Origin of the sequence: Vibrio sp. OPT41, from assembly GCF_015163595.1 — a bacterium.
GTDB classification, from domain to species: domain Bacteria; phylum Pseudomonadota; class Gammaproteobacteria; order Enterobacterales; family Vibrionaceae; genus Vibrio; species Vibrio alginolyticus.
This window is the reverse complement of sequence record NZ_JADDYH010000014.1, coordinates 1-24,224: the sequence shown is the minus strand read 5'-3', so window position 1 is coordinate 24,224 and position 24,224 is coordinate 1. Positions and strand designations below refer to the sequence as shown.

31 protein-coding genes and 1 pseudogene are annotated in these 24,224 nt (G+C 40.0%); 2 read left to right on the top strand and 30 right to left on the bottom strand.

What is annotated here, in order from left to right; genetic code table 11:
• Positions 1 to 25: 25 nt before the first annotated feature.
• Positions 26 to 493, bottom strand: a complete 468-nt coding sequence (locus IQP38_RS03750; RefSeq protein ID WP_029804521.1) for a cold shock domain-containing protein — start codon at positions 491 to 493, stop codon at positions 26 to 28.
• Between the two features lie 749 nt (positions 494 to 1,242).
• Between IQP38_RS03750 and IQP38_RS03735 the strand changes: the two genes are divergently transcribed.
• Both IQP38_RS03735 and IQP38_RS03730 read left to right on the top strand, forming a co-directional pair.
• Positions 1,243 to 1,485 (top strand): type II toxin-antitoxin system Phd/YefM family antitoxin, encoded by a 243-nt coding sequence (locus tag IQP38_RS03735; protein WP_005442033.1) that lies wholly within the window; start codon positions 1,243 to 1,245, stop codon positions 1,483 to 1,485.
• Positions 1,486 to 1,492: 7 nt separating this feature from the next.
• A complete protein-coding gene (locus tag IQP38_RS03730; RefSeq protein WP_017633502.1) occupies positions 1,493 to 1,792 on the top strand; it encodes a type II toxin-antitoxin system RelE/ParE family toxin in 300 nt (99 codons plus the stop codon).
• Between the two features lie 178 nt (positions 1,793 to 1,970).
• Here IQP38_RS03730 and IQP38_RS26195 read toward each other — a convergent pair.
• The 29 genes and pseudogenes from IQP38_RS26195 to IQP38_RS03490 all read right to left on the bottom strand — a co-directional run.
• Positions 1,971 to 2,267 (bottom strand): annotated as a pseudogene (locus tag IQP38_RS26195) (SMI1/KNR4 family protein); the annotation flags it as partial.
• A 251-nt stretch (positions 2,268 to 2,518) separates the two neighbouring features.
• Complete coding sequence (locus tag IQP38_RS03720; protein ID WP_017633505.1) at positions 2,519 to 3,154, bottom strand: hypothetical protein; 636 nt, start codon at positions 3,152 to 3,154, stop codon at positions 2,519 to 2,521.
• A 95-nt stretch (positions 3,155 to 3,249) separates the two neighbouring features.
• On the bottom strand, positions 3,250 to 4,083 hold the full coding sequence (locus tag IQP38_RS03715; RefSeq protein ID WP_054577369.1) for an HNH endonuclease: 834 nt from the start codon (positions 4,081 to 4,083) through the stop codon (positions 3,250 to 3,252).
• A 150-nt stretch (positions 4,084 to 4,233) separates the two neighbouring features.
• Positions 4,234 to 4,704, bottom strand: coding sequence for a GNAT family N-acetyltransferase (locus IQP38_RS03705; protein ID WP_005377057.1), 471 nt, complete (start codon positions 4,702 to 4,704; stop codon positions 4,234 to 4,236).
• A 169-nt stretch (positions 4,705 to 4,873) separates the two neighbouring features.
• Complete coding sequence (locus IQP38_RS03695; protein WP_025998675.1) at positions 4,874 to 5,383, bottom strand: SMI1/KNR4 family protein; 510 nt, start codon at positions 5,381 to 5,383, stop codon at positions 4,874 to 4,876.
• Positions 5,384 to 6,087: 704 nt separating this feature from the next.
• Positions 6,088 to 6,513 (bottom strand): hypothetical protein, encoded by a 426-nt coding sequence (locus IQP38_RS03690; protein ID WP_017634386.1) that lies wholly within the window; start codon positions 6,511 to 6,513, stop codon positions 6,088 to 6,090.
• Positions 6,514 to 6,748: 235 nt separating this feature from the next.
• On the bottom strand, positions 6,749 to 7,072 hold the full coding sequence (locus IQP38_RS03685) for a hypothetical protein (RefSeq protein WP_017634385.1): 324 nt from the start codon (positions 7,070 to 7,072) through the stop codon (positions 6,749 to 6,751).
• A gap of 648 nt (positions 7,073 to 7,720) precedes the next feature.
• Positions 7,721 to 8,113, bottom strand: a complete 393-nt coding sequence (locus tag IQP38_RS03680) for a nuclear transport factor 2 family protein (protein ID WP_017634384.1) — start codon at positions 8,111 to 8,113, stop codon at positions 7,721 to 7,723.
• Positions 8,114 to 8,248: 135 nt separating this feature from the next.
• Complete coding sequence (locus tag IQP38_RS03670; protein ID WP_025998600.1) at positions 8,249 to 8,611, bottom strand: DUF2750 domain-containing protein; 363 nt, start codon at positions 8,609 to 8,611, stop codon at positions 8,249 to 8,251.
• A gap of 142 nt (positions 8,612 to 8,753) precedes the next feature.
• A complete protein-coding gene (locus IQP38_RS03660) occupies positions 8,754 to 9,155 on the bottom strand; it encodes a hypothetical protein (RefSeq protein ID WP_053304463.1) in 402 nt (133 codons plus the stop codon).
• 148 nt (positions 9,156 to 9,303) lie between these two features.
• Entirely contained in the window at positions 9,304 to 9,705 is a 402-nt protein-coding gene (locus IQP38_RS03650; protein ID WP_017636213.1) for an HIT family protein, read from the bottom strand.
• 687 nt (positions 9,706 to 10,392) lie between these two features.
• Complete coding sequence (locus tag IQP38_RS03635) at positions 10,393 to 10,791, bottom strand: DUF6232 family protein (protein ID WP_025539256.1); 399 nt, start codon at positions 10,789 to 10,791, stop codon at positions 10,393 to 10,395.
• A 142-nt stretch (positions 10,792 to 10,933) separates the two neighbouring features.
• Positions 10,934 to 11,512, bottom strand: a complete 579-nt coding sequence (locus tag IQP38_RS03625) for a hypothetical protein (protein ID WP_193837322.1) — start codon at positions 11,510 to 11,512, stop codon at positions 10,934 to 10,936.
• A 157-nt stretch (positions 11,513 to 11,669) separates the two neighbouring features.
• On the bottom strand, positions 11,670 to 12,308 hold the full coding sequence (locus IQP38_RS03615) for a class I SAM-dependent methyltransferase (RefSeq protein WP_005382559.1): 639 nt from the start codon (positions 12,306 to 12,308) through the stop codon (positions 11,670 to 11,672).
• Between the two features lie 128 nt (positions 12,309 to 12,436).
• Positions 12,437 to 13,183 (bottom strand): HNH endonuclease, encoded by a 747-nt coding sequence (locus IQP38_RS03605; RefSeq protein ID WP_193263331.1) that lies wholly within the window; start codon positions 13,181 to 13,183, stop codon positions 12,437 to 12,439.
• A complete protein-coding gene (locus IQP38_RS03600) occupies positions 13,176 to 14,351 on the bottom strand; it encodes an AAA family ATPase (protein ID WP_017635397.1) in 1,176 nt (391 codons plus the stop codon). Before IQP38_RS03600 ends, IQP38_RS03605 begins: the two co-directional genes overlap by 8 nt.
• 644 nt (positions 14,352 to 14,995) lie before the next feature.
• Positions 14,996 to 15,337: an SH3 domain-containing protein gene (locus tag IQP38_RS03590; protein WP_017635398.1), complete on the bottom strand. Its 342-nt coding sequence runs from the start codon at positions 15,335 to 15,337 to the stop codon at positions 14,996 to 14,998.
• A gap of 145 nt (positions 15,338 to 15,482) precedes the next feature.
• The gene (locus tag IQP38_RS03580) at positions 15,483 to 15,830 is read right to left on the bottom strand and encodes a zinc ribbon domain-containing protein (RefSeq protein WP_005448158.1); all 348 of its coding nucleotides are present in this window, start codon (positions 15,828 to 15,830) and stop codon (positions 15,483 to 15,485) included.
• Positions 15,831 to 15,972: 142 nt separating this feature from the next.
• On the bottom strand, positions 15,973 to 17,016 hold the full coding sequence (locus IQP38_RS03575) for a hypothetical protein (protein WP_193837320.1): 1,044 nt from the start codon (positions 17,014 to 17,016) through the stop codon (positions 15,973 to 15,975).
• 151 nt (positions 17,017 to 17,167) lie between these two features.
• The gene (locus IQP38_RS03570) at positions 17,168 to 17,611 is read right to left on the bottom strand and encodes a hypothetical protein (protein ID WP_017635413.1); all 444 of its coding nucleotides are present in this window, start codon (positions 17,609 to 17,611) and stop codon (positions 17,168 to 17,170) included.
• Between the two features lie 146 nt (positions 17,612 to 17,757).
• Positions 17,758 to 18,105, bottom strand: a complete 348-nt coding sequence (locus tag IQP38_RS03560) for a hypothetical protein (RefSeq protein WP_031780756.1) — start codon at positions 18,103 to 18,105, stop codon at positions 17,758 to 17,760.
• 117 nt (positions 18,106 to 18,222) lie between these two features.
• A complete protein-coding gene (locus IQP38_RS03555; protein WP_193837318.1) occupies positions 18,223 to 18,981 on the bottom strand; it encodes a hypothetical protein in 759 nt (252 codons plus the stop codon).
• A 107-nt stretch (positions 18,982 to 19,088) separates the two neighbouring features.
• Entirely contained in the window at positions 19,089 to 19,700 is a 612-nt protein-coding gene (locus IQP38_RS03550) for a hypothetical protein (protein ID WP_193837317.1), read from the bottom strand.
• 142 nt (positions 19,701 to 19,842) lie between these two features.
• Entirely contained in the window at positions 19,843 to 20,250 is a 408-nt protein-coding gene (locus IQP38_RS03540) for a hypothetical protein (protein WP_176225793.1), read from the bottom strand.
• Positions 20,251 to 20,386: 136 nt separating this feature from the next.
• Positions 20,387 to 21,064 carry a DUF1643 domain-containing protein gene (locus IQP38_RS03530; RefSeq protein WP_193837316.1) on the bottom strand — a complete coding sequence of 226 codons (678 nt, stop codon included), beginning with the start codon at positions 21,062 to 21,064 and terminating at the stop codon, positions 20,387 to 20,389.
• 142 nt (positions 21,065 to 21,206) lie between these two features.
• A complete protein-coding gene (locus tag IQP38_RS03520; protein ID WP_017633721.1) occupies positions 21,207 to 21,866 on the bottom strand; it encodes a lecithin retinol acyltransferase family protein in 660 nt (219 codons plus the stop codon).
• Between the two features lie 177 nt (positions 21,867 to 22,043).
• Positions 22,044 to 22,616 carry a hypothetical protein gene (locus tag IQP38_RS03510; RefSeq protein WP_193837314.1) on the bottom strand — a complete coding sequence of 191 codons (573 nt, stop codon included), beginning with the start codon at positions 22,614 to 22,616 and terminating at the stop codon, positions 22,044 to 22,046.
• A 141-nt stretch (positions 22,617 to 22,757) separates the two neighbouring features.
• On the bottom strand, positions 22,758 to 23,255 hold the full coding sequence (locus tag IQP38_RS03500) for a hypothetical protein (RefSeq protein ID WP_115386084.1): 498 nt from the start codon (positions 23,253 to 23,255) through the stop codon (positions 22,758 to 22,760).
• 133 nt (positions 23,256 to 23,388) lie between these two features.
• The gene (locus IQP38_RS03490; protein WP_193837313.1) at positions 23,389 to 24,096 is read right to left on the bottom strand and encodes a hypothetical protein; all 708 of its coding nucleotides are present in this window, start codon (positions 24,094 to 24,096) and stop codon (positions 23,389 to 23,391) included.
• Positions 24,097 to 24,224: the final 128 nt, after the last annotated feature.

Below are 24,224 nucleotides of genomic sequence, written 5' to 3'. Positions count from 1 at the left end.
TCTTAAACAGTTTGTTATGCCGATCCTACCAACTACCACATAACTGACTCTCGCAAGGAGTACCATCATTGTCGCCATCTATTTTGACATTTGGACAATTTGATAAATAAAACTTTGCTTCATCACAAGACGCCATTTCGCTACAGTAAGTCTTGCCTTGACAACTGAACCCCATATTTTCATATGCAGGGTTTAACTTAGGCTCTATATAAAACAGATAGAAGGCTGCGCCTATTAGACCGACGATAACTGCTGATAATACAACTGAAAAAGAATTGCTTTTCTGTGGTTTGACACCGACTAACTGAGCACTTTCCGCACTTAACTTAGGCTGAGTACTTGCCAGTTGAAACTCTACTTGGTCCCCTATTCGGGGGCGTCGGTATCCTTTTTTGAACTTGGATACATGAACAAAAATGTCACCATCCAGTTCATTGGAATTTATGAACCCAAAACCGCGCTCATCAACCCAGCGAACAATTTCCCCTTTCATGTCCTCTCCCGTTTTTCATATAGCGGCATAACGCCCTGCTAAGGGGTGAACAACGCAATACCAAAGCCGCTGCATACCACCTTAATCACTGAAATCAACGCATAGTAAAAATGCCACGCGTTGTGAATCCCTCTTGAGCAGTTTGTTAGTTTGCAGGCCCAAAGGATTGATTTTACTTTATTTTAAACTTTGCGAACAACAAGCTTTATGTGCTTTGATGCATTTAAGTCAGGCGTAGTCTCAAAGCGGCTAGTCAATGAAACCACATGAACTTACCACACCAGAGAAAACGTCATTTCAGCGAGAAAATCGGCTTTTGTACCAACAAACTCAACGAACAGAGTTTCAACAAAAAAGTTCGACTCAGTGAACCAAAAAGTCGCCGAACCAAAGAACAAATCAACCGTTGAAACGATGCCAATTTTGGATTTCCACCACGCTAGTTAACACTGAAATTGAACGCCGATACGACAATTTAGACTTTGAGCTTTTACCACTAGAGCTTGCGATATAGTTGCGTTTTTCCTCTTGCAAACTAACGCCCTGTTAAGGGGTGAGCGACGCAATACCGATGCCCCCGCATACCACCTTAACCACTAAAACCAACGCATAGTAAAAATGCCACGCGTTGCGAATCCCTCTTGAACAGTTTGTTAGTTTGCATTTCACACAAATCGCACGATTTAATTAAATTGAACATTTCATGCGATGCATTATAATCTAACTGTACACTCAATTGGGAACTGACCATGCATACATTAACAGCCAATGATGCCAAACGAAATTTCGGCGAACTACTTCTGAGCGCACAACGCGAGCCAGTAAAAATCAGCAAAAACAGTAAAGATACTGTCGTTGTCATGTCCATTCGTGACTTTGAAGAGCTAGAAGCTATGAAAGTTGAGTACCTCAAACACTGCTTTAAGTCAGCTAAAGAAGACTTGAACAATGGAAACACTGTTGATGGCGAAAGCTTTCTGAACTCGCTGTAACTAACTTATGCAAAAGAACAAATACAAGCTAAGTAACTTAGCGCAATCTCACTTGCGCAAAGTAAAAAACTACACTGTTGAAAACTTTTCTGAATTACAGTGGCGTAACTACAAAGATACTCTGCTATCAGGGTTTCAGATGCTAGCTGATAATCCAGGCTTAGGAAGAAATTGTGACGAGATATACCCAAATGGCTTTTATTTCCCGATTGGAAAACACACAGCTTATTTCACCAAAGAACATGACTTTATCTTAGTCGTTGCTGTCTTGGGTCAATCACAGCTACCCCAGAATCATCTGAAATAACACGACTTTCACCCTAGAAATAATAACTGGGGTGAGAGTTTATCCATGCAAACTAACGCCGCGTTAAGTGGTGAACAACGCCAACCACCAAACCTAAACCATTCTACCGTAAACACTAAATTCAACTTAAGCTAAGGTCGCCAAGCGTTGTGAATCCGCCTTAAACGCTTTGTTATGCCTAGGTGCTTATTTTTCCTGTTAATTGCCACTCGATGTATTTTTCCAAATCAGGTGCAACCCAAAACCGGCTATCATCCTCATGATTCCATACAAAAACATCATCTCGTCTGATTTGTTCTGCCTGAATAGGAAATGCAAACTGATCACCATTGCCTGCATCGGCAAAAAATAGCAAGGAATCAAACGGCATATATAGTTGATTGTAGTTTGGGCTTTGGCGGAACTGAAGATTTGTATGAACAATTTTATCCAATGGCCATACCAATCCTAAATCGTACTCTCCATAGATTCCATTTGCTTCTTGAAGTCATTCCTGCAATTGGCGCGGGAACGAAACATTGAGTAATTTTTCAGCATTATCGATATCTAACTTCCTCGCAGGACTTTCAAACCTACTATTGTTTTCTAGTGTACTAACTAGATGCTTCCACATAATTACTCCTTGATAAGGCATAACGCCTTGCTAAGGTGTGAGTAACGCAATACAAAAGCTACCGCACGGCGCCTTAATCACCCTAAGCCACCGCAAAGTAAAAATGCCACGCGTTACGAATCACTCTTAAGCAATTTGTTAGGCTCTGTGGTCAATACTGCCTCTTGTTGTGGGCTAGTATGCTCAGAGTCAGCTGAAACATAGATTTGATACGCTCCAATAGCAAAACCACCAATACCGACTAGAAGACCAATAATAGAAATTACGGAGTTTCGTTTTTTCTCTCCTCTAGCTTGATCTGTATATTCTTGAAGTTGGGAAACAAGTAACTCTATCATATGTTGATGTTCTGGAGCTTCTTGCCTTATTCGTTCTAATGGTAGCTTTAATTCTGGTGGTATTCCCTCAAATGGTTCATCTGACTTAAGCTTGTTTGCCCACTCCTCAAGTAAGGCTAAGGATTTACTATCTTCTGTAACTCCGTTTACAACCTCTTGCTTTATTAGGTTATTTAAACTTCGCTTTAAGGAGTTGGGAGACAGCAAAGAGTAACATGATTCGATTACTTTGATATGTTCCCAGGTTGGCACACCATTTTTAAGTGCACTAGCAATGTCTTCTTTTAGCTTACGATCATTCTTAGACTTAATTACATCCACCAAAACAGTCAAAATCTGCCAAAGTGCAAAGAGCAGAGCAATCACTAAACTAACTGAGGCACCAATTAGCGTAATTATACTTTCGTTCATTATTTTCCTCTAAAGAGCCTAACGCTGCATTAAGGTGTGAGCGGCGCTTGGCTATACTTGAGCGAAGCGAAACCGCCAAGCGTTGCGAATCACTCTTAAATGCTTTGTTGGGCGATTTTTTCTTCGATGCTAAGGGCTATTCTTAACAACTGTTCGTTGAACTCTTTGCTGTCGATTGAATAATGCGCTCTCCTATGGCACGTAGGACATAGAGCGATAACATTTTCCGGGCAGTCAGCACCACCGTCAGCAAGCCTAGTTAAATGATGGACTTCTAGATAAGGTCCTGCCTTAGTTTCAAAGGGTGACCCGATTCTGCAACCTTCACAAACCCCATTTGCGCGCTTTTTGGCATATAACTTTATAGCCTCACTGCGATAACGGACATGAGCAACTTGTTCTTTAACGTCCACATCATTCGGGGTCACAGCCGTAGCAATATCGCGCAACTGCTTAAGTGATTTGCTTTTAGTCGGTTTGGTTAAGTAAGGAGCCTTGCCATTTTCCACTCCCGGAAGCCTTGGTTGCGGAAGTACGTCCAAGTGAAAAATGAAAGCATCTCGAAGCTGACCATTTTTGTCAGGTCGCTGCTCGATGTGGTGTTCAATGTAACTACATACTCCGGCAAAACGCACAAAGCCTTTGGTCGTCGACTCAAACAACAAGATTTCTTTTTTGTTTTGCTGGTGCTCGAAGATTGCCAAATTACCTTTGGCCATCTGCATATCACCTACTTGACCTTCGCCTGTATACCTAAACGTACCATCAGGACCAAAACCATCGGAATAGCCGAACTCTTCACCAGCATCACTGGTAAATATAAATACATAAGAATGATTAGCTGGCGTAGCGATACCACCATACTGTTGCCCTTTGTATACGCCGTGAATATCAGAGCGACGGTTATAGATTTTACCAACTTCGAACAATGAACTCTCCTAATCGCCTAACGCCTTGTTAAGGTGTGAGGCACGCAATACCTAAGCTTCCGCATACCACATTAACCACTAGAACTAACGCATAGTAAAAATGCCACGCGTGCCGAATCACTCTTGAACAATTTGTTATGTAGCCGACTTTCAGGTTAGTGCTTTCTGTCCAATTTGGATCTTGGGCTCAATACCAGCTTTGCGATACAAAGCTAGAGCTGATTCATTGAAAGAATATACTTCTAACCACAGCTCTTCTCCGCCGTTAGAAATAGCCCTTTCCTCAAATGCCTCTATTAGCGCCACTCCAACACCTTGACTCCTAAAGCATGAATCCACTACAATCTGTTCAACGTTTGCGATCTTTCGCTCTTTGAGCGTCCAAGACTTACGAACCCATAGCTCACCAAAAACAAAACCTACTAACTGCCCTTTGCTTTCGGCTACCAGAAAAATCGAGCTTTCACTTTTGATTATCTTGTGTAGGTCTATTTTTTGTTCAATTTCTTCCGGTGACAAAAAGTCATCAGGTAAATTTGCTTGATGATACTCATTAAGCTGAAACTGTAGTTTCTTGATAACACTGATATCTTCAATGCGAGCTTGCCGAATATTTAACATATATAAATCCTTTTAACTTACCGTCCTCTCGCGGCTACATAACGCCCTGCTAAGGGGTGAGCAACGTAATACTGAAGCCGCCGCATACCACCTTATTCACTAAAATCAACGCATGGTAAAAATGCCACGCGTTGCGAATCCCTCTTGAGCAGTTTGTTAGGCGCTTGGCTTACTGGCAAAGTTCGTCAATCATTTGCTCAAAGTTAGGGTACTTTGATTTGGCCTCACTTATGATTTTAGACACTGAGCTTTCATTTGACGGGGCAACCTCCTGAGCAAAGTCCAAAAACTTACTATTTAGGGGGCGCTTCAAATCAGGAGAAGCAACAGCCTCGTATGGCCCAAGACCATGTGCAAACAACCAAACATAGTCTCCAAAATTTTGTGCAACCACCCCAACTTCACCTTCAGAGCCAAAGAAAACAATAGGTTGTTGCAAAAGATCTTCAACATTGGCGACAAGCCAAAAAGCAGCGTAGCCGCCAGAACCATCTTGACCAAAAATTAAATATTCATGGCCATTGAGTGAAGAATTACCAGTCCATGCTTTAATCCATTCTGATGTTTCCTCTTGCGAACAGAAATCATCATATGGTTCAAAATCAATTCCCTCACCGTCCGCGTAGTCAATTTCTATTGAGTGCAGTTTTTTCAATTGATCTGGAAAAGTTCTATCCATCTTATCTCTCCATACTTTCTGGACAACGCCTAACGCCCAATTAAGGGGTGAACAACGCCACCACCCAACCTAACACATTGCACCGTAAACACTAAATTTGAAGTAGAAGTAAAAGTGCCAAGCGCTGTGAATCCCTCTTAAATTGCTTGTTAGGATTGTTCTATTTTGGACTTCATTTTCTCGATTTTACGTTCTAACTTCCTTGCCGCTACCTCGTAGTTAATTACATTGCTAAACAGCTTGTATGTCCAAAACGAAAAAGCAGTAGCTGAGAAGAATACAATGAACTGTACATATACAACTAGGTTTTCTAAGCCGTCATTCAAAAAGAACTTAAAAGCTGATGGAATGAGTAGCCCTAACGAAATAAGAAACAGAATTAGGAATAGTTTTGAGAATGCATGCCTTACTAGTTCCAGCGGACTTTCTTTAATTTTTTTGATGTAACTTAACTCGTTCTCGAGATCAGATAATACCTCGTAATACTTCTTCTTCCTGGACGAAAAATACCAACCAAGGATAAAACTCACAATTAACGAAACTACAAATAGTATGATATCTCTTTCCATGTTTCCCTCGAAAATCCTAACGCCGCGTTAAGTAGTGAGCGACGCCTACACCTAACCTAAACTATTACACCTTAAACACAAAAATCAATTTGAACTGAGAATGCCACGCGTTGCGAATCTGCCTTAAACGCCTTGTTATGTTCGTACTTTTTTCACCTCTGCTCTCAATAGAACAATGTGAGCAATCGAGATTGTAGCGATAATAAGTGGAATAAATACCGAAACGAGTGACAGCAAAATGTATATTTGAGACATCATTAGCTTTTCCCCCACACCGCCACTATGCGTCCAACCTGCTAAGTGACCATCTGCAAAAAGCCCAAAAGAACCATAATAGTAAATTGGATACATTAACGCTGACTCTTTCCAATAACCTTTCTGCAAGTACCGAATTGAAACTCCAGAAATCAGGAATGCTAATAGACCACCAAAAACTATAAAAATAAAGTCTGAAGGATATTTGAACGCCGTCCCCAAAAAACTCCCTTTTGAAACTAAACCCGCGATAATCATTCCTAGTATGAACGTGATCATAGCATTTGTTAATCTTAACTCTTTCATATTGTCCTCCGCTCGAACAGTATGAAAGAGTCTCAAAAGGAAAATGTATGAAAAGGACTCAATCTCGACTCATACCCCTTTTTTAACGACGAGAACATAACGCCGCGTTAAGGGGCAGCAACGCGCTACCACCAAACTTAAATTTACCACCATATACACAATTGCCAAGATTTGAGCCAAAGTCGCCACGCGTTGACTGTCCCTCTTGAACGCCTTGTTATGAGCGTGGTCACCACTACCAAACGAACAATTTAAAGCAACTAAGAATTACAAAGGCGGTTAGCAGCCCCAGCCAACCTAGAGTCTTAGTGACAACTTCTGGTGAACTTGTGTTGAAATGAGGGAAAAGAATGACCCCAAAAGATAACATTGGTAAGAAACCATAGAGCTGCCCCATATATTTCGACGTTACTTCTGGAAATGGACCAATCAATTGATAAATAGCCAGATATGCCCCATAAACGCCAATAGCAATGCAAGCCTCCTTTCGAGACGTTTCACTACCATCTGAGTAAAAATAGAACCCTACAAGGACAACAAATACAATTACATCAATCAATGTAGATATCCCTTCCTTTCTTTGAAGCTCATAACGCCGCGTTAAGGGGCAGCAACGCGCTACCACCAAACTTCAAATTATAACCGTAAACACAAATGCCAAAACAAGAGCCAAACTCGCCACGCGTTGACTGTCCCTCTTGAACGCCTTGTTAACTTATTACTTTCAATACTTTAGCCTGTTTATTAATTGATTCTACAACTGAAAAGTGAAACTTTCCTTGGAACCACTTCGAACTTTGAACTGGCTTGAATTTGAACCATTAATGCCATCCTGAGAGTCTCACGGAAATTCACCCACCGATGCTTGGATTGGAATTGCGATTTTCGCCGCTCACCATTGCCAATAGCCCCAACTAAAAAACCAGAACCCAGAACCCAGAACCCAGAACCCAGAACCCAGAACCCAGAACCCAGAAGAACTTTGACGACTTTTGACGCTTTCACAAGCAACTTACACAAGCACGTTGATTGATGTAAAAATCAGATTTCAAACTAGCTTTAAAACGCTGATTTATATGCAGTAAGTTAACGCCGCGTTAAGGGGCAGCAACGCGCTACCACTAAACTTCAATTTACCACCGTAAACACAGATGCCAAGATCTGAGACAAACTCGCCAAGCGTTGACTGTCCCTCTTGAACGCTTTGTTATGTGCGTGCCTGCTTTTGCACCACCCTCACCCACTTGGAACGCCACTCCTGCGCTTCCATTGGGTCTGGCCAGAACTCTTTCTGTTTACGGATAAGCCCATTTTCTACCGTATGGAAAGTAATAGCACGCGCCTTTTGAACGCTATCAGTTATAGAAACATCAGTGACTACTGTTTCGCCATCGGAGACGATTGATTGAACGACGAACTGCCAAGTACCATTTGCTGGATAGTAAGTGTTGATTGCTGTGAAGTTGTCTTTTCCAACAATAAGCTCACCAGATTGAGGCCAAAACCCTTCAAAATCTGGGCTAAGCAACTCACTTGCTTTCGCGAAATCATTAGTTTTCATTGCGTCCCAAAAAGCTAAGACGACTTCCTTTGAATTCATTATTTCCCACCAAGCACATAACGCTCTGTTAAGGGGTGAGCAACTCAATACCGATGCCACCGCATACCACCTTAATCACTAAAACCAACGCATAGTAAAAATGCCACGCGTTGTGAATCCCTCTTAAACAGTTTGTTAGCTGCGTACCAACATTTTTGCCACATCAATTGCGACAACTTCTGTACCACAGAGGTTTGGATTCCAATTGAGACCCACAAGATGTCCATCGCTATGAATACCTTTTAGCCAATTATCAACGAATGAATCTAGGTTAATTGGACTTGGGACATACAACCCCCAATCACCAATTGCGACCCGACTTGCGTATGCTCTATCTGACCAAAAAACATAAACTGATGCGTCTGGATACAGATTCGAATTACAAACTGCCCAACCACCATCAGGATGCTGAAGTCCCCAAACAGTTCGATTTTCGATTACTCTGTCGATAAATCTTATGTAATTGGAACTTGATGTAGCTTTATCTTGGAGCATCATTTTTCCTCTAAGCAGCTAACGCTCTGTTAAGGGGTGAGCAACGCAATACTGAAGCCGCCGCATACCACCTTAAACACTAAAACCAATGCATAGTAAAAATGCCACGCGTTGCGAATCCCTCTTGAACAGTTTGTTAGGAGTTTTATTCATAGCGTTCACAATCTTTCGGTATGTCTATATATGTTTCATTTGCCCTCCAGTCCTGAGTCCGAGGGTCAAAGTAAAGCTCATACGTTGAGACGCTGTTATATGTACCCGATGTTATCTGATTTCCAATAGTAACTATATTTGGCTCTGAAATAGTGAAAATCCAAACATTGTCACCTGACACTAACTCAAGTCGACTATCAGAAACAAACGAAGCCTCTTCTGTAGAAAAGAACTCTCTAGGATAACTTTCACAATACCACTTTAAATTCTGACCATAAGAGCTATAGACAGTTCTCATGTTGAATTTCTCGTACAAATCTTTTGTGGTTACTTGCTCTGCTCCGTTAGAGCTGAATGCAAACAATGTTAAAACGACACTAAAAATCAATTTCATGCGCAAACTCCTAACGCCTTGTTAAGGTGTGAGGCGCGCAATACCGAAGCTTCCGCATACCACCTTAACCACTAAAACCAACGCATAGTAAAAATGCCACGCGTGCCGAATCACTCTTGAACAATTTGTTAGCATACTTTTTAAATGCTCATAGTTCTTTAAGTGATTCTCTTAGTTTATCCATAGTTTGAATTCCAAGTTCACTACTAACCCAACCGTACTGGTCGCCATGGAACCTAGGGAAAATATGCAAATGGTAGTGATCGAGCTCGTTGAAATGAGGTGCCTCTCCATTGTTTTGCATAAAGCCGATACCATCGGGATTGAACTTAGCTTCTATACGTTTATATAAATCTCTTGCAACGTCGGTGATCTCTAAAAACACAGACTCAGGCAAGTCGATGAAAGTACGATATTGAGTCTTAGGACAGATTAAAATATGTCCAAAGTTGATTGGGTCATGATCTGCAAAAGCTATAACTTGGTCAGATTCATACACGATGACCGAGTCAATTTCACGATTAACAATTTGTTCGACTATCGTAGTCATCTGAACTCCTATCAAAGTATGCTAACGCCCAGTTAAGGGGTGAAGCACGCAATACCAATGTTACTGCATGGCACTTCAACACCAAAACCACCGCATACCAAAAATGCCACGCGTGCTGAATCCCTCTTGAACTGTTTGTTAGCACGCTGCCCTTTAAGCTTTTGGTACACGCCAAGATATTGAAATATAGCACGAAACTTATGGCTTAAAACACCAAACCAAACGGACAACTGCCAAACTAAAAACAAACATCAAGACGTAAGTTGGCTTGAAGAAAAACATGCTTAACTGCCCTTTTTTCACTGCTTTCAAATTAGCAAAGAATACGGGCTTCGAACTTGAACAACAGCGTCAAAGAAACGCTTGTTTTGCCGAAAATTTCTCAGCGCCAAAGAAACCACGCCAGAGAAATAGCCCGAAAGTTAGAATCCGTAAACGATAAACTCAAAGCGAAAACTTCACATCTAGTGCCACCGGAGCGAACCTGAAAGGCACATTTTATCCGGTGCAAAGCGAGGAAAAGAAACCAATAAAAACAGAAACTTTTAGCCTTTGATGCCAACCCTGTGCTAACGCCTTGTTAAGGTGTGAGGCACGCAATACCGAAGGTTCCGCATAACACCTTAACTACTAAAGCCAACGCATAGTAAAAATGCCACGCGTGCCGAATCACTCTTGAACAATTTGTTATACGAATTTCTTCAGTGCCAACACTTGCTGTTCAAATAACTCACAATCTGACTTTGAGTATGACTTAGCGACATTAACCCATTGAACGCCCGTTTCATCTATGTGACGAAACTCGACTTGAAGTGCATATTTAGAACAACGAAAAAGAGCAAAAACCAAACCTACAACCGTCAGACTAAGAACTAAAACTAGTAGCCATTGTGGCACCTCTTCCAACCTTGGAATAACTAACCAAACTGCCCCTGAAAAAACACATACCCAGAATAAAACTTGACCTAAATTATCAAGAAAACTTAACTTTTTAACCCTAACATTGTTTATCTTAGACAAAGGATATGAGTCTTTCTTAAACCTGAACTCTTTTGAATCCAAGTTAAAATCATTACTTTTGTACATAATTTCCCTCTATTCGTATAACGCCCTGTTAAGGTGTGAGCAACGCAATACCGAAGCTTCCGCATACCACCTTAACCACTAAAACCGACGCACAGTAAAAATGCCACGCGTTGTGAATCACTCTTAAACAGTTTGTTAAGGCTCATTTCTCACGCTGTATTTGTTCAATAGATTCTTTTAACAAAGGTTCAAGATTCAATGTGCCATTTTGGATGTGATAGTAATGGACTGGAGCCTGTTTTCCATTTTCACTAATAAACTGTGCTGCATTGAGATGAGCCTGCTCAAACAAGCTATCACGTTGTTCTTCTTCGAGTTTATTTCTAGACGTTAGACGGATGGCTACTGTTAAGTCAAGATCTGAAAAGTAGGTACATGCAAGCAGGCTTATTTGATTTTCGGCACAACGTTTGTCAGCACGAAAAGCTTGAGTAAAACGTTTGAAACTGAACTTGAGACTTTTATCGTACAGTTCATCTAAGATCATGTTACCCATCCACGTGCTAAAGAAAACGCAAATGCCAACAAGAACCTCATTAGTAAATCCAGCATCAGCATATACCCTTTGGTCGATTTTAAAGCTTGGGACATTAGAAAATGTTTTCGGGTCAAAGCAACCTCCAGCTAGTTCGAATTCTTCTATTGATTGTTCAATAACATCAGCAGCTACTCGCAGATGAATACTTTGACCACCAACAAGCATACAATATTTAAATTTCATGAATACTCCGTGAGCCTTAACGCCTTGTTAAGGTGTGAGGCACGCAATACCGAACCCTCCGCATAACACCCTAACCACTAAACCTGACGCATAGCAAAAATGCCACGCGTGCCGAATCACTCTTGAACAATTTGTTAGCAGTTTTTTCTACACAAAATTATGCTTTTATCGCATACACCGTTATGTGGTTTGAAGTTTCACGCTCATAAACACTGACATGAAGCACTTGGAACCCTGCTTTCTCTAGTTCAACAACTAGATCACTTTCAGAGGTAACATGACGATATGGACTGCCATCCCTATAAGTTTCATAGCTAATTTCATTTTTAGAGCACAAGCTACTGACAAAAAATACCCCGTTTTCAGACAGTGAACGATAAACATGACTCAAAAATATGACTCGATCTGCACCGATAATGCAATGCAAGCAATTACCGTCAATGACAACATCATAACGTTCTGGAAGTTCAAGAGACGCTACCGTTAGGTCCGCTAAATAATAATTACCCTCGACTCCTGTTGCTCTGGCTTTTTCCTTTGCCCATTCAATTGCGGTTGGTGAAATATCTATACCTGCCACCTCAAAGCCTAACTTCTGGAAAGCTCTGCAATGATGTCCTTCACCGCAACCTAGTTCGAGCAGTTTACCTTGCACCGGTCGTTTAAATAGCTCGAGAAAACGCTCAACTAAAACTGCTTTAGACATTCGCTCGTTGCCACCCCAACCTTCCCAGCCAGCTTCGCGAGCTTCAACATACATGTGTTCATGAACTTGGTAGTTTTGTTTCATATTCATCCTTGACTGCTAACGCCCTGTTAAGGTGTGAGCAACGCAATACCGATGCCGCCGCACACCACCTTAATCGCCTAAACGCAACGCATAGTAAAAATGCCACGCGTTGCGAATCACTCTTAAACAGCTTGTTAAGCACATTCCAGAACTAGACTCAATGACAGGTTGTGCAATTCTTCTAGTTCATCATTCCAAAGACCGTCTGTCTTAAGTAAGTCCACCAATTGAACATAACGTGACTCGCTGTGTAACACCGTTGCAGCAGTAGCTGAGTATGATGAATTTGGCTGGCACTCTAAAAGAATACCCTCAACACCACCCACTAGTATATTTTTAGAACGTGTGCTTTTTCCGCTATTTAACCAGATATGATATCTGTCGTGAGCATCATTTATAGAACTTAAAACTTGCTCACCAATCTCAAAACGTTTAAATACGGCGCGTTCTGAATGATTTAGATTTAGCGCATCTATTGTATTTTTTCCAATATCTGTCTTGTCAGTTAATCGGTACAATTTAAACCCTAAATGAGATTTAGGGTCATTTACAAAAGGATTGACGATAGGCTCGATGGACACATTGTGAGTTCCCTTAGCCCCATTACATCGTTTACAAGAAGGTAAAAGATTGTCCCAAAGTACAACCTTATCTGGGGTTGAGCTTTTATCTTCAAAATGCTCTACCTCCATATAATTACTTTCTGAGTTTAGCTTGCATTCACAATAAGCACACTTACTAGAGCTACTTAAAAGTAATGCCTCTTTAATCTTTTCGTGGTTCCATACATTTTTCCCAGTTTTTTTAAATATTTCTGTAAGGCGAGTAACTGTCTCATCATCAAGGTAATCAGGAGCAAGCGGCTTTTGTAGCTTAATCAATTGCAGCCCCCTTGATAGAAGAAAGCTGAAATTTCAGCATTTTCTTCATGTGATTACTCGGATGAAGCATAGAATCTAAAGAGTTATACGCGCGTAAAGCAGCTTCATAATTTTCTTGTTCTATAGCAGATTCAAACCTATTAATTGAATCAGTAAAAACATCCGTTCTCAAGTCATACATACCCATAACGTCCATAAGTACTTCTTCTATAGTCCAACCCTTGAACCCATGTTGAGAGACTGGCAATGACCGCTGTGTAGCTTTTCCATCGACGCTTTCAATTGCAATTATTTGGTTAGGCTGTGCCGATTGAATAATATGAGGACTATGAGTAGTGCAAATAAACTGGGCATTGGGGAATATTTCAGTAAGGACTGCAGTTATTATTGCTTGCCATTCTGGATGTAAATGAAGTTCAACTTCATCAATCAAAACGATACCATCAAAGTCATTAGCTTTAATTTTAGGATCGACAAATCTAAACTCTATTTCTTTTATAATACCAAATATAATTGAAAGACATGACTTAAAGCCAGAAGATAGGTATTCATAATAAATCTCTCCACTAGGCGTGTTCACTAAAATCTCATTTGATGATGCGTCAACTCGACTAAAGGTGAAACTTTCATTTAATGCTGAAAAGCTGTCTCTAGCCAATTCATAGTTAGCTATTTGGGTATCAGTCAACGTCCCATGAGGTGAATACAGGTAGCGATTAACAAACCAGTTTTTTACGTCATCTAACCTAACACCTGCTCTAGCCTCGCTCCATGCGCTACTATTAGGTTTATCTGTATCCTTTCCGACAGCTTGAAGAGGTTGATATTCGAAGGTTCTATTAATTTTTAACGAGAGTAATTTTGTCGATAGATCATTGAGTCCATTTATTTGAGCCTGCTGACTGGGAACAAACTCAGAAAACTCAACATTTGATATTCTTTCTCCGCCATCTAAATCTACTTTCGCGCGAATATGACTTTTTCCTGACTTAGCGTTTCGTTTAAGTACGTTTGTTCTCCCATTTGAGAAAGTGTGGGCAATTGATTCAAGGATAGTTGTCTTTCCAATCCCATTAGGTCCACATATTAAATTCATCTTAGGATCTAAGGTTAAATGAAGATCTTCTATCCCGCCGACACCTGTGATATTTATTTCTTTAATCCACATATAAATCCTTAAAGTTTCTTGATGCGAGCACGTTGAAGGTGCTTAACGCCGCATTAAGGGGTGAACAACGCTACCACCCGTTCTAAACCATTGTGTCGTAAACACTAAAGCCGATTCAAACCAAAACTGCCAAGCGTTGTGAATCCCTCTTGAATGCCTTGTTAGTTGCCAAGCCTAAAACTTTGATTTGAAGTCAATTACCGCTTTGCCAACACTACTTTTAAGTGTTTTAAGAAACTCAAATCAGGCGCAGTTTCCAAGCGCCTGTCACTGAAACCACCTAGAACATACAACGCCGTAGAAAACGGGCTAACAACACCAAAAATCGCCTTTAGACAGACAATGTTACAGAGCTAACTTTCAACATATAAACCGGTTTCTGAAACAGAAAATCCAACCTCAAAAGAAACCTGAGAACGATTTTCACGAACCCGAACGATTCAAAATTGAAGTACGAAACCCCACCAAAAACACACTAACTTTAACTCTAAACATTCTGTTTAAGCTGCGTTTGCCTCACTGGCAACTAACGCCTTGTTAAGGTGTGAGGCACGCAATACCTAAGCTTCCGCATAACACCTCAACCACTGAACCTAACGCATAGTGAAAATGCCACGCGTGCCGAATCACTCTTGAACAATTTGTTATGTACGTTGTACCGAGCGCACTGGTACCCAACCAATTTCACCCGTTGACCTCGAAACTCGATACCACTCATTGAGTTCAAACTGCACTGACAGCTTTTCACCAATGACTGTATTGAGCTCAACATTGTCATAGTCATAACGCAAAACACCTTCTGAGATTCCTTCAATCTTTTCGATATATTGAACTGGAGCCCAACCCTGCAGACCTTCACTACTGGTTATAAAAATCCAATTGGGAAACTCGTCGTCAATTGCACCGAGAGCCACTTTATCACCTTGTTTCAAATAAAACGGATTGGGATATTCTGAGACGTGTTTTTCCGTAGCGACTACTTCCATATTTTCTCCAAAGTACATAACGCCCTGTTAAGGTGTGAGCAACGCAATACCGATGCTTCCGCATACCACCTTAAACACTAAAAGCAACGCATAGTAAAAATGCCACGCGTTGAGAATCACTCTTAAACAGTTTGTTATGCCTATGCTAACCACCTAGAAAATCAAGTATTTTTTGTCCAGTACCTAGACCTCGTTTGTAAAACTCAGTGTGACCGCAACTACTGCATGATAAGAAATAAAAACGGTGTTTGTTGTAATTGAAAAATGTACTCCAAAATCCACCACTGGCTCTTAACTCACCAACCTCATATGACTCTGAACCACATTTATCACAGCAGTATTCGAACTTCGATTTCACTTTGTCATTCCCTAGCAGGTGGTTTGCCATCTGCTTGTTTGCAAGCTCTTTGCCTAAAGACCCGCACTTTTCACACTTCAATGATGAGTGCTCATTGCTATGCCCGCACCCAAAGCACTCCCATTTACTATCCATACTTCCTCTTATAGGCATAACGCCCAATTAAGGTGTGAGCCACGCCACCACAAAACTTAATATGGACGCCATAAACACTGAACTAAACCCAAACCAAAAATGCCAAACGTGGGGAATCACTCTTAAATTGTTTGTTAGGCAATTATAACCCATTGTACCTCATTGTTTTAAAATAGAGCTTCCCTTTATCGGTTTCCCAACAGTCAATGTGATACCCTGATTTTATTGACTCAATATCCCCAACTTGATGGCGATCATTTAAGTTTGGCTCATATCCAATATCAGTGAGATATTTATACATAAGTTGCATTGCTTCTTGTGAAGTTCTTGCATTTTTAAAGAAAAACGCAGTCTTGATCGTTTTACCATCACCAACTGGAACTGCTTTTTTTACGGAAAAGATACTACTTAGCTTAGCTTTTGGAATAAAGCAAAGCTCTACGTAGTGCTCTAATTGCCAAGTCAATGTTGGATTTACAAGCTTCTTGAAGCCTAAATGTTCAATTACTGAACAAATAACGTTTAACATTTTTTCAATGTTTTTATCTTCTAGTTTTTTCGACCCAATGATTCCCTTACCAAGGTCACCTGATGAAACCAAAAGGTTGCCACCATAATTTGGATGTACAAACTCACACAGATAAGCATACACTTTAGGAGCATCATTAACTTCATTACTTAGTGATTTAATGGCTTCATTAATATGGATTGCTTTTGCTCCGTCATCTGCGTAGGCTTTGCCTTGTCCGGAGTATGTTCTATGCAGTGTTTTTTCACACTTTTCGATAATTGTATTTATCTTTTCTAAAGAGCCCTGATCTTTTAAGTTATTGAGCATATCATTAATTGAAGACATACAATGATGATACACTGCCATTTGCTCCATTATGGCTCTTGTATTATTTGCCAAAGTAAGAGGATTCTTTGTTTCAATGCTACTTAAAACACCTTTAGCTAAAAGGTAAATCTTGTAATCAAAAAGCTCTATTAAATAGAACGCATCTTTTGATATTTTATATAATCTTTTAGATATTACATTTAATGGTGGAGTAAGATTTTTAAACTTTTTTTCTAATTGATTAGAATGCTCTCCAAATCTCCTGTCATGATCTCTCAGGCTATCATTACTACCTATATCTTCGATATAACTCTTTAATAGGGTTTCTGTTTTTTCAATTATATTCATCTTACATACTTAAATTTAAGTGCCTAACGCCGCGTTAAGTGGTGAGCAACGCTACCACCTTACCTAACTCATTGTGCCGTAATCACTAAAGCTGAAGCAAACCGAAAATGCCAAGCGTTGGGAATCCGTCTTAAACGCTTTGTTATGCAGATCATTCATCGGTATATTTAGGATCTAAAACTGCTTTGCAGAAACACTCGATGTTCATGAGTTTTTTCTCAAGGTTGCTAGTTGGTTTAAAACTAACCCATTGAAGTTTAACTTGAGAACCATTGAGAAGTTCCAACGCTTCTTCTCCAGATAACGATTTTGATTTGGCAAATTTACCCAGGTAAGTGTTTTCCTGAGATGGTTGAAAATGCTGTTTCAGCCTTTGGTACAGGTCCCAATTGCCACCTTTGCCTACTCCAGCTTTACCAATATACAGTGATCTTATGCCTTTGCCGGATTCCTCGTAGAAATGATAAACCCCTGCAGAACCTTGCAACTCTTTCGAGTATAACTTTGGTGACCACTCGTTATACATTATTGATTTTGCGCTAATTAAGTTATTAAGAACTTTACTAAGTGATTTTATTCTTTCATCAATGTTCATCTCAAAACACCAATGTCGTCCTTGCTGCATAACGCCTTGTTAAGGTGTGAGGCACTCAATACCTAAGCTTCCGCATACCACCTTAACCACTAGAACTAACGCATAGTAAAAATGCCACGCGTGCCGAATCACTCTTGAACAATTTGTTATGCGCGTTCTCCACGATTGAACGCAACTACAGTAGCGCGTAATTTAGTCAGCTTAAACTCTGTAAGTAACACTGTAACAAAAGACAATATAGAAACGGAGATAAGTGCAATATTTATCAAAGCATTACCACTAAACTCATAAATACCTGACAGACCAATAAATAGCAAAAGACAGGCAATTATCGATAGAATCGAATCATTAGTTTTCACTTTATACTCATCAGCAGGTATATCTTTTATTATCGAAACCGGATTTGAAAGCCCGTCAAGCCGAACTGCAATTTTTCCTTTTTTAATTTTGACTTTTAGGCCAGAACTTCTTAACGAATTAGCTAAATCTTCCATGATTGATTATCTCCATTTCTGCGAGCGCATAACGCCGCATTAAGGTGTGAGCTGCGCTCGGCTATACTTGAGCGAAGCGAAAATGCCGAGCGTTGCGAATCACTCTTAAATGCTTTGTTAGCCGAATATTTTTCGCCTGACTAAACTGTTTGTTTTGCAAGAATCATAGTATGAAGCAAGCTGATAGGATTTATCTGTAGGTGACGGTGCAAAAAAACTGATAGGCTCTTTAAGAGATATAATGAAGCACAAAAACTCTACAGCACCAATAGTTTTGTAAAAGTTCATTGGTACACCATAATCAGAATCTTTGAATGAGCCATGTAAAATTCCATGCCTATTAGTTTTATCTTCAAAAGCATACTTAGTAGAGCTAATATAAAAATTATTCTTTAAATAGTGCTCAAATGCTTCTAAAGCGGGAACTATTTCACTTACCATGCCAAGTTCATTACTTATAACATGTTCTCTACATTTTTTGGCTAGATCGGAAAACAAAACTCTTGTACCTTTTGTTACCATCCTCTTGCCATTCCAAAATTTCCGCTCAACTCCCCACTCATCTACTAACTTATTACCAACTCCCTCAACCACTGGCATTAAAGTCGTCACCGCCGCATAGTTTAGCCCCAAAAAATGAGCTTCAATGGATCCAGCAATAATATCCTTATACTCGCAAATATAAGGCACAGCAGGATAGCGCTCAGTAACCATAGCAGCTTGATTAAGGCTGGAATACAGCTCTTCGAGAAATGGTTCAATATTTGGCTTTTCAGTACTTTCGATTTCTTTTGCGATAGTACTGATATAGCCCATTGTAGAGTTAGAGGGTATAAACCAGCCAACACTTGTAAATAGGTCTCTATAAAATTCCACTGAACTCTCCAAATTCGGCTAAAGCCGCATTAAGGTGTGAGTGGCGCTTGGCTAAACTTGAGCGAAGCGAAACTGCCAAGCGTTGCGAATCACTCTTAAATGCTTTGTTAGGTTTGTGTCACTAGCTCCCACGAATGACACCTTTGATTTTCCACCAAACTTTGCCCCCTAACTATTCTTGCCCCACTCTGCAAACTTATCCATGCAGGGAAAGCAAAAGTAGCACCAGAAATACTAACAAGTATTAAAAGGTCTGTAGGCGTAAAGTCATACCAATGATTCAAAACAAATGGGCTCGCGACTAAAAAAGCAAACACAACGTACCACACGAGATACCAAATGATTAAAATAAGCCTTTTTCTTTTCGATTGATACTTAGGCTTAAATCGTAGATGCGTGTTTCCCCTAGATTCTATTTTCTCTAAGTATCCGCGAGCAAGAACATAATCCTTTAAACATTTAACTGGATTTTTTAATGTTAGAATGTACTCGATTTCTTCTACGGAAATATCCGGAGAACCTACCAACGCTTGATAACCCTTTTCTTTCACATAGGGATGTAATTCCTCTGTACTAATATCACTCAGCAACTCTTTAGCAAACCTGTATTCTTCTCTTAGCTTTGTTCGTTTACCACTAGCTACGTCGTATAGAAACTTGCTCAAAACGACAAAAGCAGATAGTGCTGCAGGGATTTTCAGCCAATCCGATATATCCATAAAGTCTCCAGAAAACCTAACGCCCTGTTAAGGTGTGAGCAACGCAATACCGATGCCTCCGCATACCACCTTAAACACTAAACGCAACGCATAGTAAAAATGCCAAGCGTTGCGAATCACTCTTAAACAGATTGTTATGTAGCTATTCGCCATTACCCAAATCAAAAAGGTTTATACCACCAGAACTATCTAGACTGGTATTCGTCACTTTACTATTAGGTTCTACATTTACTTCTGCATATAGTAAGTAGCTTTCAAATGATGGGACTTCAGATACGTTAAATAGGATCTTTCCAACAGACTTTTGAAAATCCAACAAGTCGCCTAGATCTTCATGTAGTTCCAAAGCCAACTCTTTACTGTATGGCAGCAACATGCCATAAGAAACTGACTTATAGAATCGGTCATTGCTGCGATTAATCTGGTTCAATACCCAACTAATCTCATGAAACGAATAGGTGTTCTTTTTCCCAAATTTAGCACACAGCTTAGGAGCTACATCTTTAGCCACTGACTGAACATAAGCCTTTTTATTCATAAACTTAAGCATATCTATCCTCCTTGCTACATAACGCCCTGTTAAGGGGTGAGCAACGCAATACCGAAGCCGCCGAAAACCACCTTAATCACTAAATTCAACGCATAGTAAAAATGCCACGCGTTGCGAATCCCTCTTAAACAGTTTGTTAGCTTGTTAAGCGTTTAAGTTGTTCATTTATATCACGAACCCATTCCCGCTGCTTTTCTTTTGAACGAGGTAACGGGTGGTAGAAAAGACCTTTTTTACTCTTGTTTCCAGCTATTCGATACGCATCAAACTTAGAGACTGCTCGGGATGTTAGAAAACGTAGTTTGTAATTAACCCCACTAGCAAAAACAACTGAGGATGTCTTACATTTTTCTAAAATCTGATCCAGTTCTTCGCTCCTATTCTCGGAGAAGATCGAGTGCCTGTCGCCAAACGAGCCAAATGAAAGCCCCTTTAACTTTCTTGTAAACAGACTACTTTTCGATTCTCTTACATCTGATAAATTTATAACAATAGCAGTGCGAAAGTTGTTATCGGCCATGACCTTCATAATTTGAGATTGAGTATTATCTGGCTTTGTCAGCACACATGATTTTGAGAATATTGTGACTTTAACATTCTGGTCTTTTGGTTCAGAACTACCTGGGTTCATCATAACCATTAGTAAATCAATCTGGGTGTCATCCGAAATATCATCTAAGTCTGTAATTAGGAGCACATCCCGAAAATTTAGTTCACTAGATGAGTAGAAATGCCCATAACACTTATAATTCATATTACTATCACTAATAAAATTGATTCTAATTTTGACGCGAATAGCCTCAAATATTGACATCGCAAGCTAACGCCCTGTTAAGGGGTGAGCAACGCAATACCGAAGCCGCCGCATACCACCTAAAACACTAAAACCAACGCATAGTGAAAATGCCACGCGTTGCGAATCCCTCTTGAACAGTTTGTTACATGATTGTCACTATTTAATCCCAAAGCCAATCAAACACTTTCTTAACGCCGTACCCAACACCAACAGCAATAGCGACAGGCGCAGCAGCTGAGGCAAGAGACCCAGTAGCAACAGCGGCGACAACACCAGTGGCAGCTGAACCTCCTACTGTACTAGCGGCTGTTACACCAGCTACAGTTCCTGCTGTTGTAGACACAGCTGTCTTCGCAACTGCAGAAGTTAAAGCTACCTCCGCTGTCTTGGTTGCGGTCATTCTAGTTGCTTGCTGTGCCACTACTGAAGCTGTAGTTTCTACAGCTTTTCTTTTCATGTATTCATGTCCTGCTGCCCCAGCTACTGAAACAACATTATTTACTTGCGAGCTAGATTTAAAACCATTAAAACACCAGTTAACAAAATGCTCGCAATTATTAAAAACTAAGTTGTAACTATCTTCTCCGAGCTTTTCGTAAGCTCTCTGAACCCTTTCTTCTGCAGTATAAACTGGAACCAAATGAGTTTTAATACTCACATTATGTCCTTGTGAGAATTCGCTAAGCGTCGTGATTTCAATACTACCTTTATCCAAAAACTCTGAAAAACCCGAATAGTGAATAACCATACCGTCTCCGATATATAAGCCATGATGGGTGTAGCCCAACCGGGGTGAAACTAAATGATCGCCTTCATTCATAACTATATCCTTAAGTTTTGTAGCACTCTTTAAACGCTAGCTCAGATATTAAAAAGCATGTAACGCCCAATTAAGGTGTGAGTAACGCAACACCGAAGCTACAGTATTGCACCCTAAACACATGACTCAACGCATAGTAAAACCGCCAAGCGTTACGAATCACTCTTAAATTGTTTGTTATATTCGGAACCTACGAAGAAACTCCATTACACCAGTTAACAACAACGTAATTTCAAGTGAATTTGTGCTAATCCATGAAACTGAAGCTACAAGCGTTTCCAAAGACGTCCAAATCAGAGTCATTTTTCCTTTATATGGTACCAACTGGTGTGCTTCATGTTTATTTAACCGATAAAGAACTTCAGTTACTTCTGCAACTCGCCAAGAACCAGAAGGTATACAGTCTTTATCCGCAATAATAATGAACTTATACGTACCTAAGTATTTATAGAACAACATTTCAGCAATCGATTTCTCGATTACTTTTGTCATTAACGTAGCAGGAATAAACTTACTCAAACCTCCAACCATACCATTGTCGGATTCACCAGCCTTACCCAAGGAAATAGGTCCTGATTTTGACAACTCAATAGAGTTTGTATCGGTCAATAATTCTACAATCTGGATGCCAAAAAACATTTCAATAATCAGAAACTTGAGGTTGGCGATAACCCCTAACTTTTTGTCCCATAGAGAGAATATAGAAATATACTCAGATTTATCTTTGGGTTTAAAATCAAAATTGCTCAAATTTTCTCCTTAGAATATAACGCCCTGTTAAGGTGTGAGCAACGCAATACCGAAGCCGCCGCATACCACCTTAACCACTAAACCTAACGCATAGTAAAAATGCCACGCGTTGCGAATCACTCTTAAACAGTTTGTTATATTTTAGTGCTCGATACCTTTTAGTAACCGAATTTCAGCGATAACATTGTCTTTTGAACTACGATAAGCACTTGCTAGCTCTGTTGGTATAGATTGATTAATTTCCGAACTCATCACGTTCCGCCCAATCATAATAACCTCAAGCACCTTTTGATCTAATGTATCAGGGAACTTAATCTTATTTTTATGATAAAAACGCTTTAGTTGATCTAAGTTGTCTTGAAGTTCATTCCAAAGTCGTCGATCAAGAAAACTCTTATTAATAGTTCCTTCAACATGCAAGATGTGTATATAGAGTTCATCTAAAACTTCATGCTCTATATGTGTCGGGGCTGGAAACTTATCAGAATTTTCATCCTTAGTGGGGTACAAGGAAAGAATCAAACCACCAACACCACCAATTAAAACAATTGCTGGTTCATAACCGCCCTCTTTCCACAACCAGACTGCACTCAATATAGTTGTAGCTGATGAAAAAATTAACGCTAATTGTTTCTTCATAGCCCCTCAAAAAATATAACGCCTTGTTAAGGGGTGAGCAACGCAATACTGATGCCACTGCATACCACCTTAACCACAAAACCTAACGCATAGTAAAAATGCCACGCGTTGCGAATCCCTCTTGAACAATTTGTTAGCTAAAAATTGCCGTCACAGCTAAATGAATACCTGTGTATGATTTGTAAACAGCTAAACAAGCCATCAAAGATGGAAAGATTAAATCAAAGCCATATAGGCTTACTAAGCGAATAAAAAACCTAGTGTTGAGAATACTTGTTTTATTGACTCGTTTGAGCCATTGATTGATAAATGGCTCAGCATCTTTGCGGAAGCTATCGATACCATCTTTAGTTCCTTGTATTAGCTGTGTTGCCCTACCAATAGCTTCACTATTGTATATTTGGTCTTGCATTCTACTGTCTGGAGATAGATTACTTAAGTCGCGTACAGAATAGTCAATATGCTCAATCGTAACTGAAAAGTGCCGTTCGATAGCTTCGACAAGCTCTTGATGCCCAGATATTAATGTTTTTTCTCGATCAAACTTCCATGCGAGTATGTCTATGGTGGCGTAAAGAATAAAAACAACAAAGTAGTAGATAACAATAATTGCACCAATCCCCTTAACTAACTCACTTTCTATTGCTTCAGTTTCCGCTTTGAGACCAAGAAACCCTGTGACTTTTAGATTTAAAATTGAGATTAGTAAACACATCACAGATGCAATCATTAAATTTCTGCGTGATTTTCTGGTCGTTTCAGTAAGAGGATCTGAAAACAATACTTTTTCGATCTCATTCTCTTCTAGCTTTTTATATAGCTTAGGACGATCAATTGACAATATATCTACCCCTTTTAGCTAACGCCTTGTTAAGGTGTGAGGCGCGCAATACCGAAGCTTCCGCATACCACCTTAACCACTAAAACCAACGCATAGTAAAAATGCCACGCGTGCCGAATCACTCTTGA

Coding starts and splice junctions, on each gene's coding strand:
- IQP38_RS03750 (WP_029804521.1), bottom strand. CDS start 493: ATGAAAGGGGAAATTGTTCGCTGGGTTGATGAGCGCGGTTTTGGGTTC.
- IQP38_RS03735 (WP_005442033.1), top strand. CDS start 1,243: ATGCATACATTAACAGCCAATGATGCCAAACGAAATTTCGGCGAACTA.
- IQP38_RS03730 (WP_017633502.1), top strand. CDS start 1,493: ATGCAAAAGAACAAATACAAGCTAAGTAACTTAGCGCAATCTCACTTG.
- IQP38_RS03720 (WP_017633505.1), bottom strand. CDS start 3,154: ATGAACGAAAGTATAATTACGCTAATTGGTGCCTCAGTTAGTTTAGTG.
- IQP38_RS03705 (WP_005377057.1), bottom strand. CDS start 4,704: ATGTTAAATATTCGGCAAGCTCGCATTGAAGATATCAGTGTTATCAAG.
- IQP38_RS03695 (WP_025998675.1), bottom strand. CDS start 5,383: ATGGATAGAACTTTTCCAGATCAATTGAAAAAACTGCACTCAATAGAA.
- IQP38_RS03690 (WP_017634386.1), bottom strand. CDS start 6,513: ATGAAAGAGTTAAGATTAACAAATGCTATGATCACGTTCATACTAGGA.
- IQP38_RS03680 (WP_017634384.1), bottom strand. CDS start 8,113: ATGAATTCAAAGGAAGTCGTCTTAGCTTTTTGGGACGCAATGAAAACT.
- IQP38_RS03670 (WP_025998600.1), bottom strand. CDS start 8,611: ATGATGCTCCAAGATAAAGCTACATCAAGTTCCAATTACATAAGATTT.
- IQP38_RS03660 (WP_053304463.1), bottom strand. CDS start 9,155: ATGAAATTGATTTTTAGTGTCGTTTTAACATTGTTTGCATTCAGCTCT.
- IQP38_RS03650 (WP_017636213.1), bottom strand. CDS start 9,705: ATGACTACGATAGTCGAACAAATTGTTAATCGTGAAATTGACTCGGTC.
- IQP38_RS03635 (WP_025539256.1), bottom strand. CDS start 10,791: ATGTACAAAAGTAATGATTTTAACTTGGATTCAAAAGAGTTCAGGTTT.
- IQP38_RS03625 (WP_193837322.1), bottom strand. CDS start 11,512: ATGAAATTTAAATATTGTATGCTTGTTGGTGGTCAAAGTATTCATCTG.
- IQP38_RS03615 (WP_005382559.1), bottom strand. CDS start 12,308: ATGAATATGAAACAAAACTACCAAGTTCATGAACACATGTATGTTGAA.
- IQP38_RS03600 (WP_017635397.1), bottom strand. CDS start 14,351: ATGTGGATTAAAGAAATAAATATCACAGGTGTCGGCGGGATAGAAGAT.
- IQP38_RS03590 (WP_017635398.1), bottom strand. CDS start 15,337: ATGGAAGTAGTCGCTACGGAAAAACACGTCTCAGAATATCCCAATCCG.
- IQP38_RS03580 (WP_005448158.1), bottom strand. CDS start 15,830: ATGGATAGTAAATGGGAGTGCTTTGGGTGCGGGCATAGCAATGAGCAC.
- IQP38_RS03575 (WP_193837320.1), bottom strand. CDS start 17,016: ATGAATATAATTGAAAAAACAGAAACCCTATTAAAGAGTTATATCGAA.
- IQP38_RS03570 (WP_017635413.1), bottom strand. CDS start 17,611: ATGAACATTGATGAAAGAATAAAATCACTTAGTAAAGTTCTTAATAAC.
- IQP38_RS03560 (WP_031780756.1), bottom strand. CDS start 18,105: ATGGAAGATTTAGCTAATTCGTTAAGAAGTTCTGGCCTAAAAGTCAAA.
- IQP38_RS03550 (WP_193837317.1), bottom strand. CDS start 19,700: ATGGATATATCGGATTGGCTGAAAATCCCTGCAGCACTATCTGCTTTT.
- IQP38_RS03540 (WP_176225793.1), bottom strand. CDS start 20,250: ATGCTTAAGTTTATGAATAAAAAGGCTTATGTTCAGTCAGTGGCTAAA.
- IQP38_RS03530 (WP_193837316.1), bottom strand. CDS start 21,064: ATGTCAATATTTGAGGCTATTCGCGTCAAAATTAGAATCAATTTTATT.
- IQP38_RS03520 (WP_017633721.1), bottom strand. CDS start 21,866: ATGAATGAAGGCGATCATTTAGTTTCACCCCGGTTGGGCTACACCCAT.
- IQP38_RS03500 (WP_115386084.1), bottom strand. CDS start 23,255: ATGAAGAAACAATTAGCGTTAATTTTTTCATCAGCTACAACTATATTG.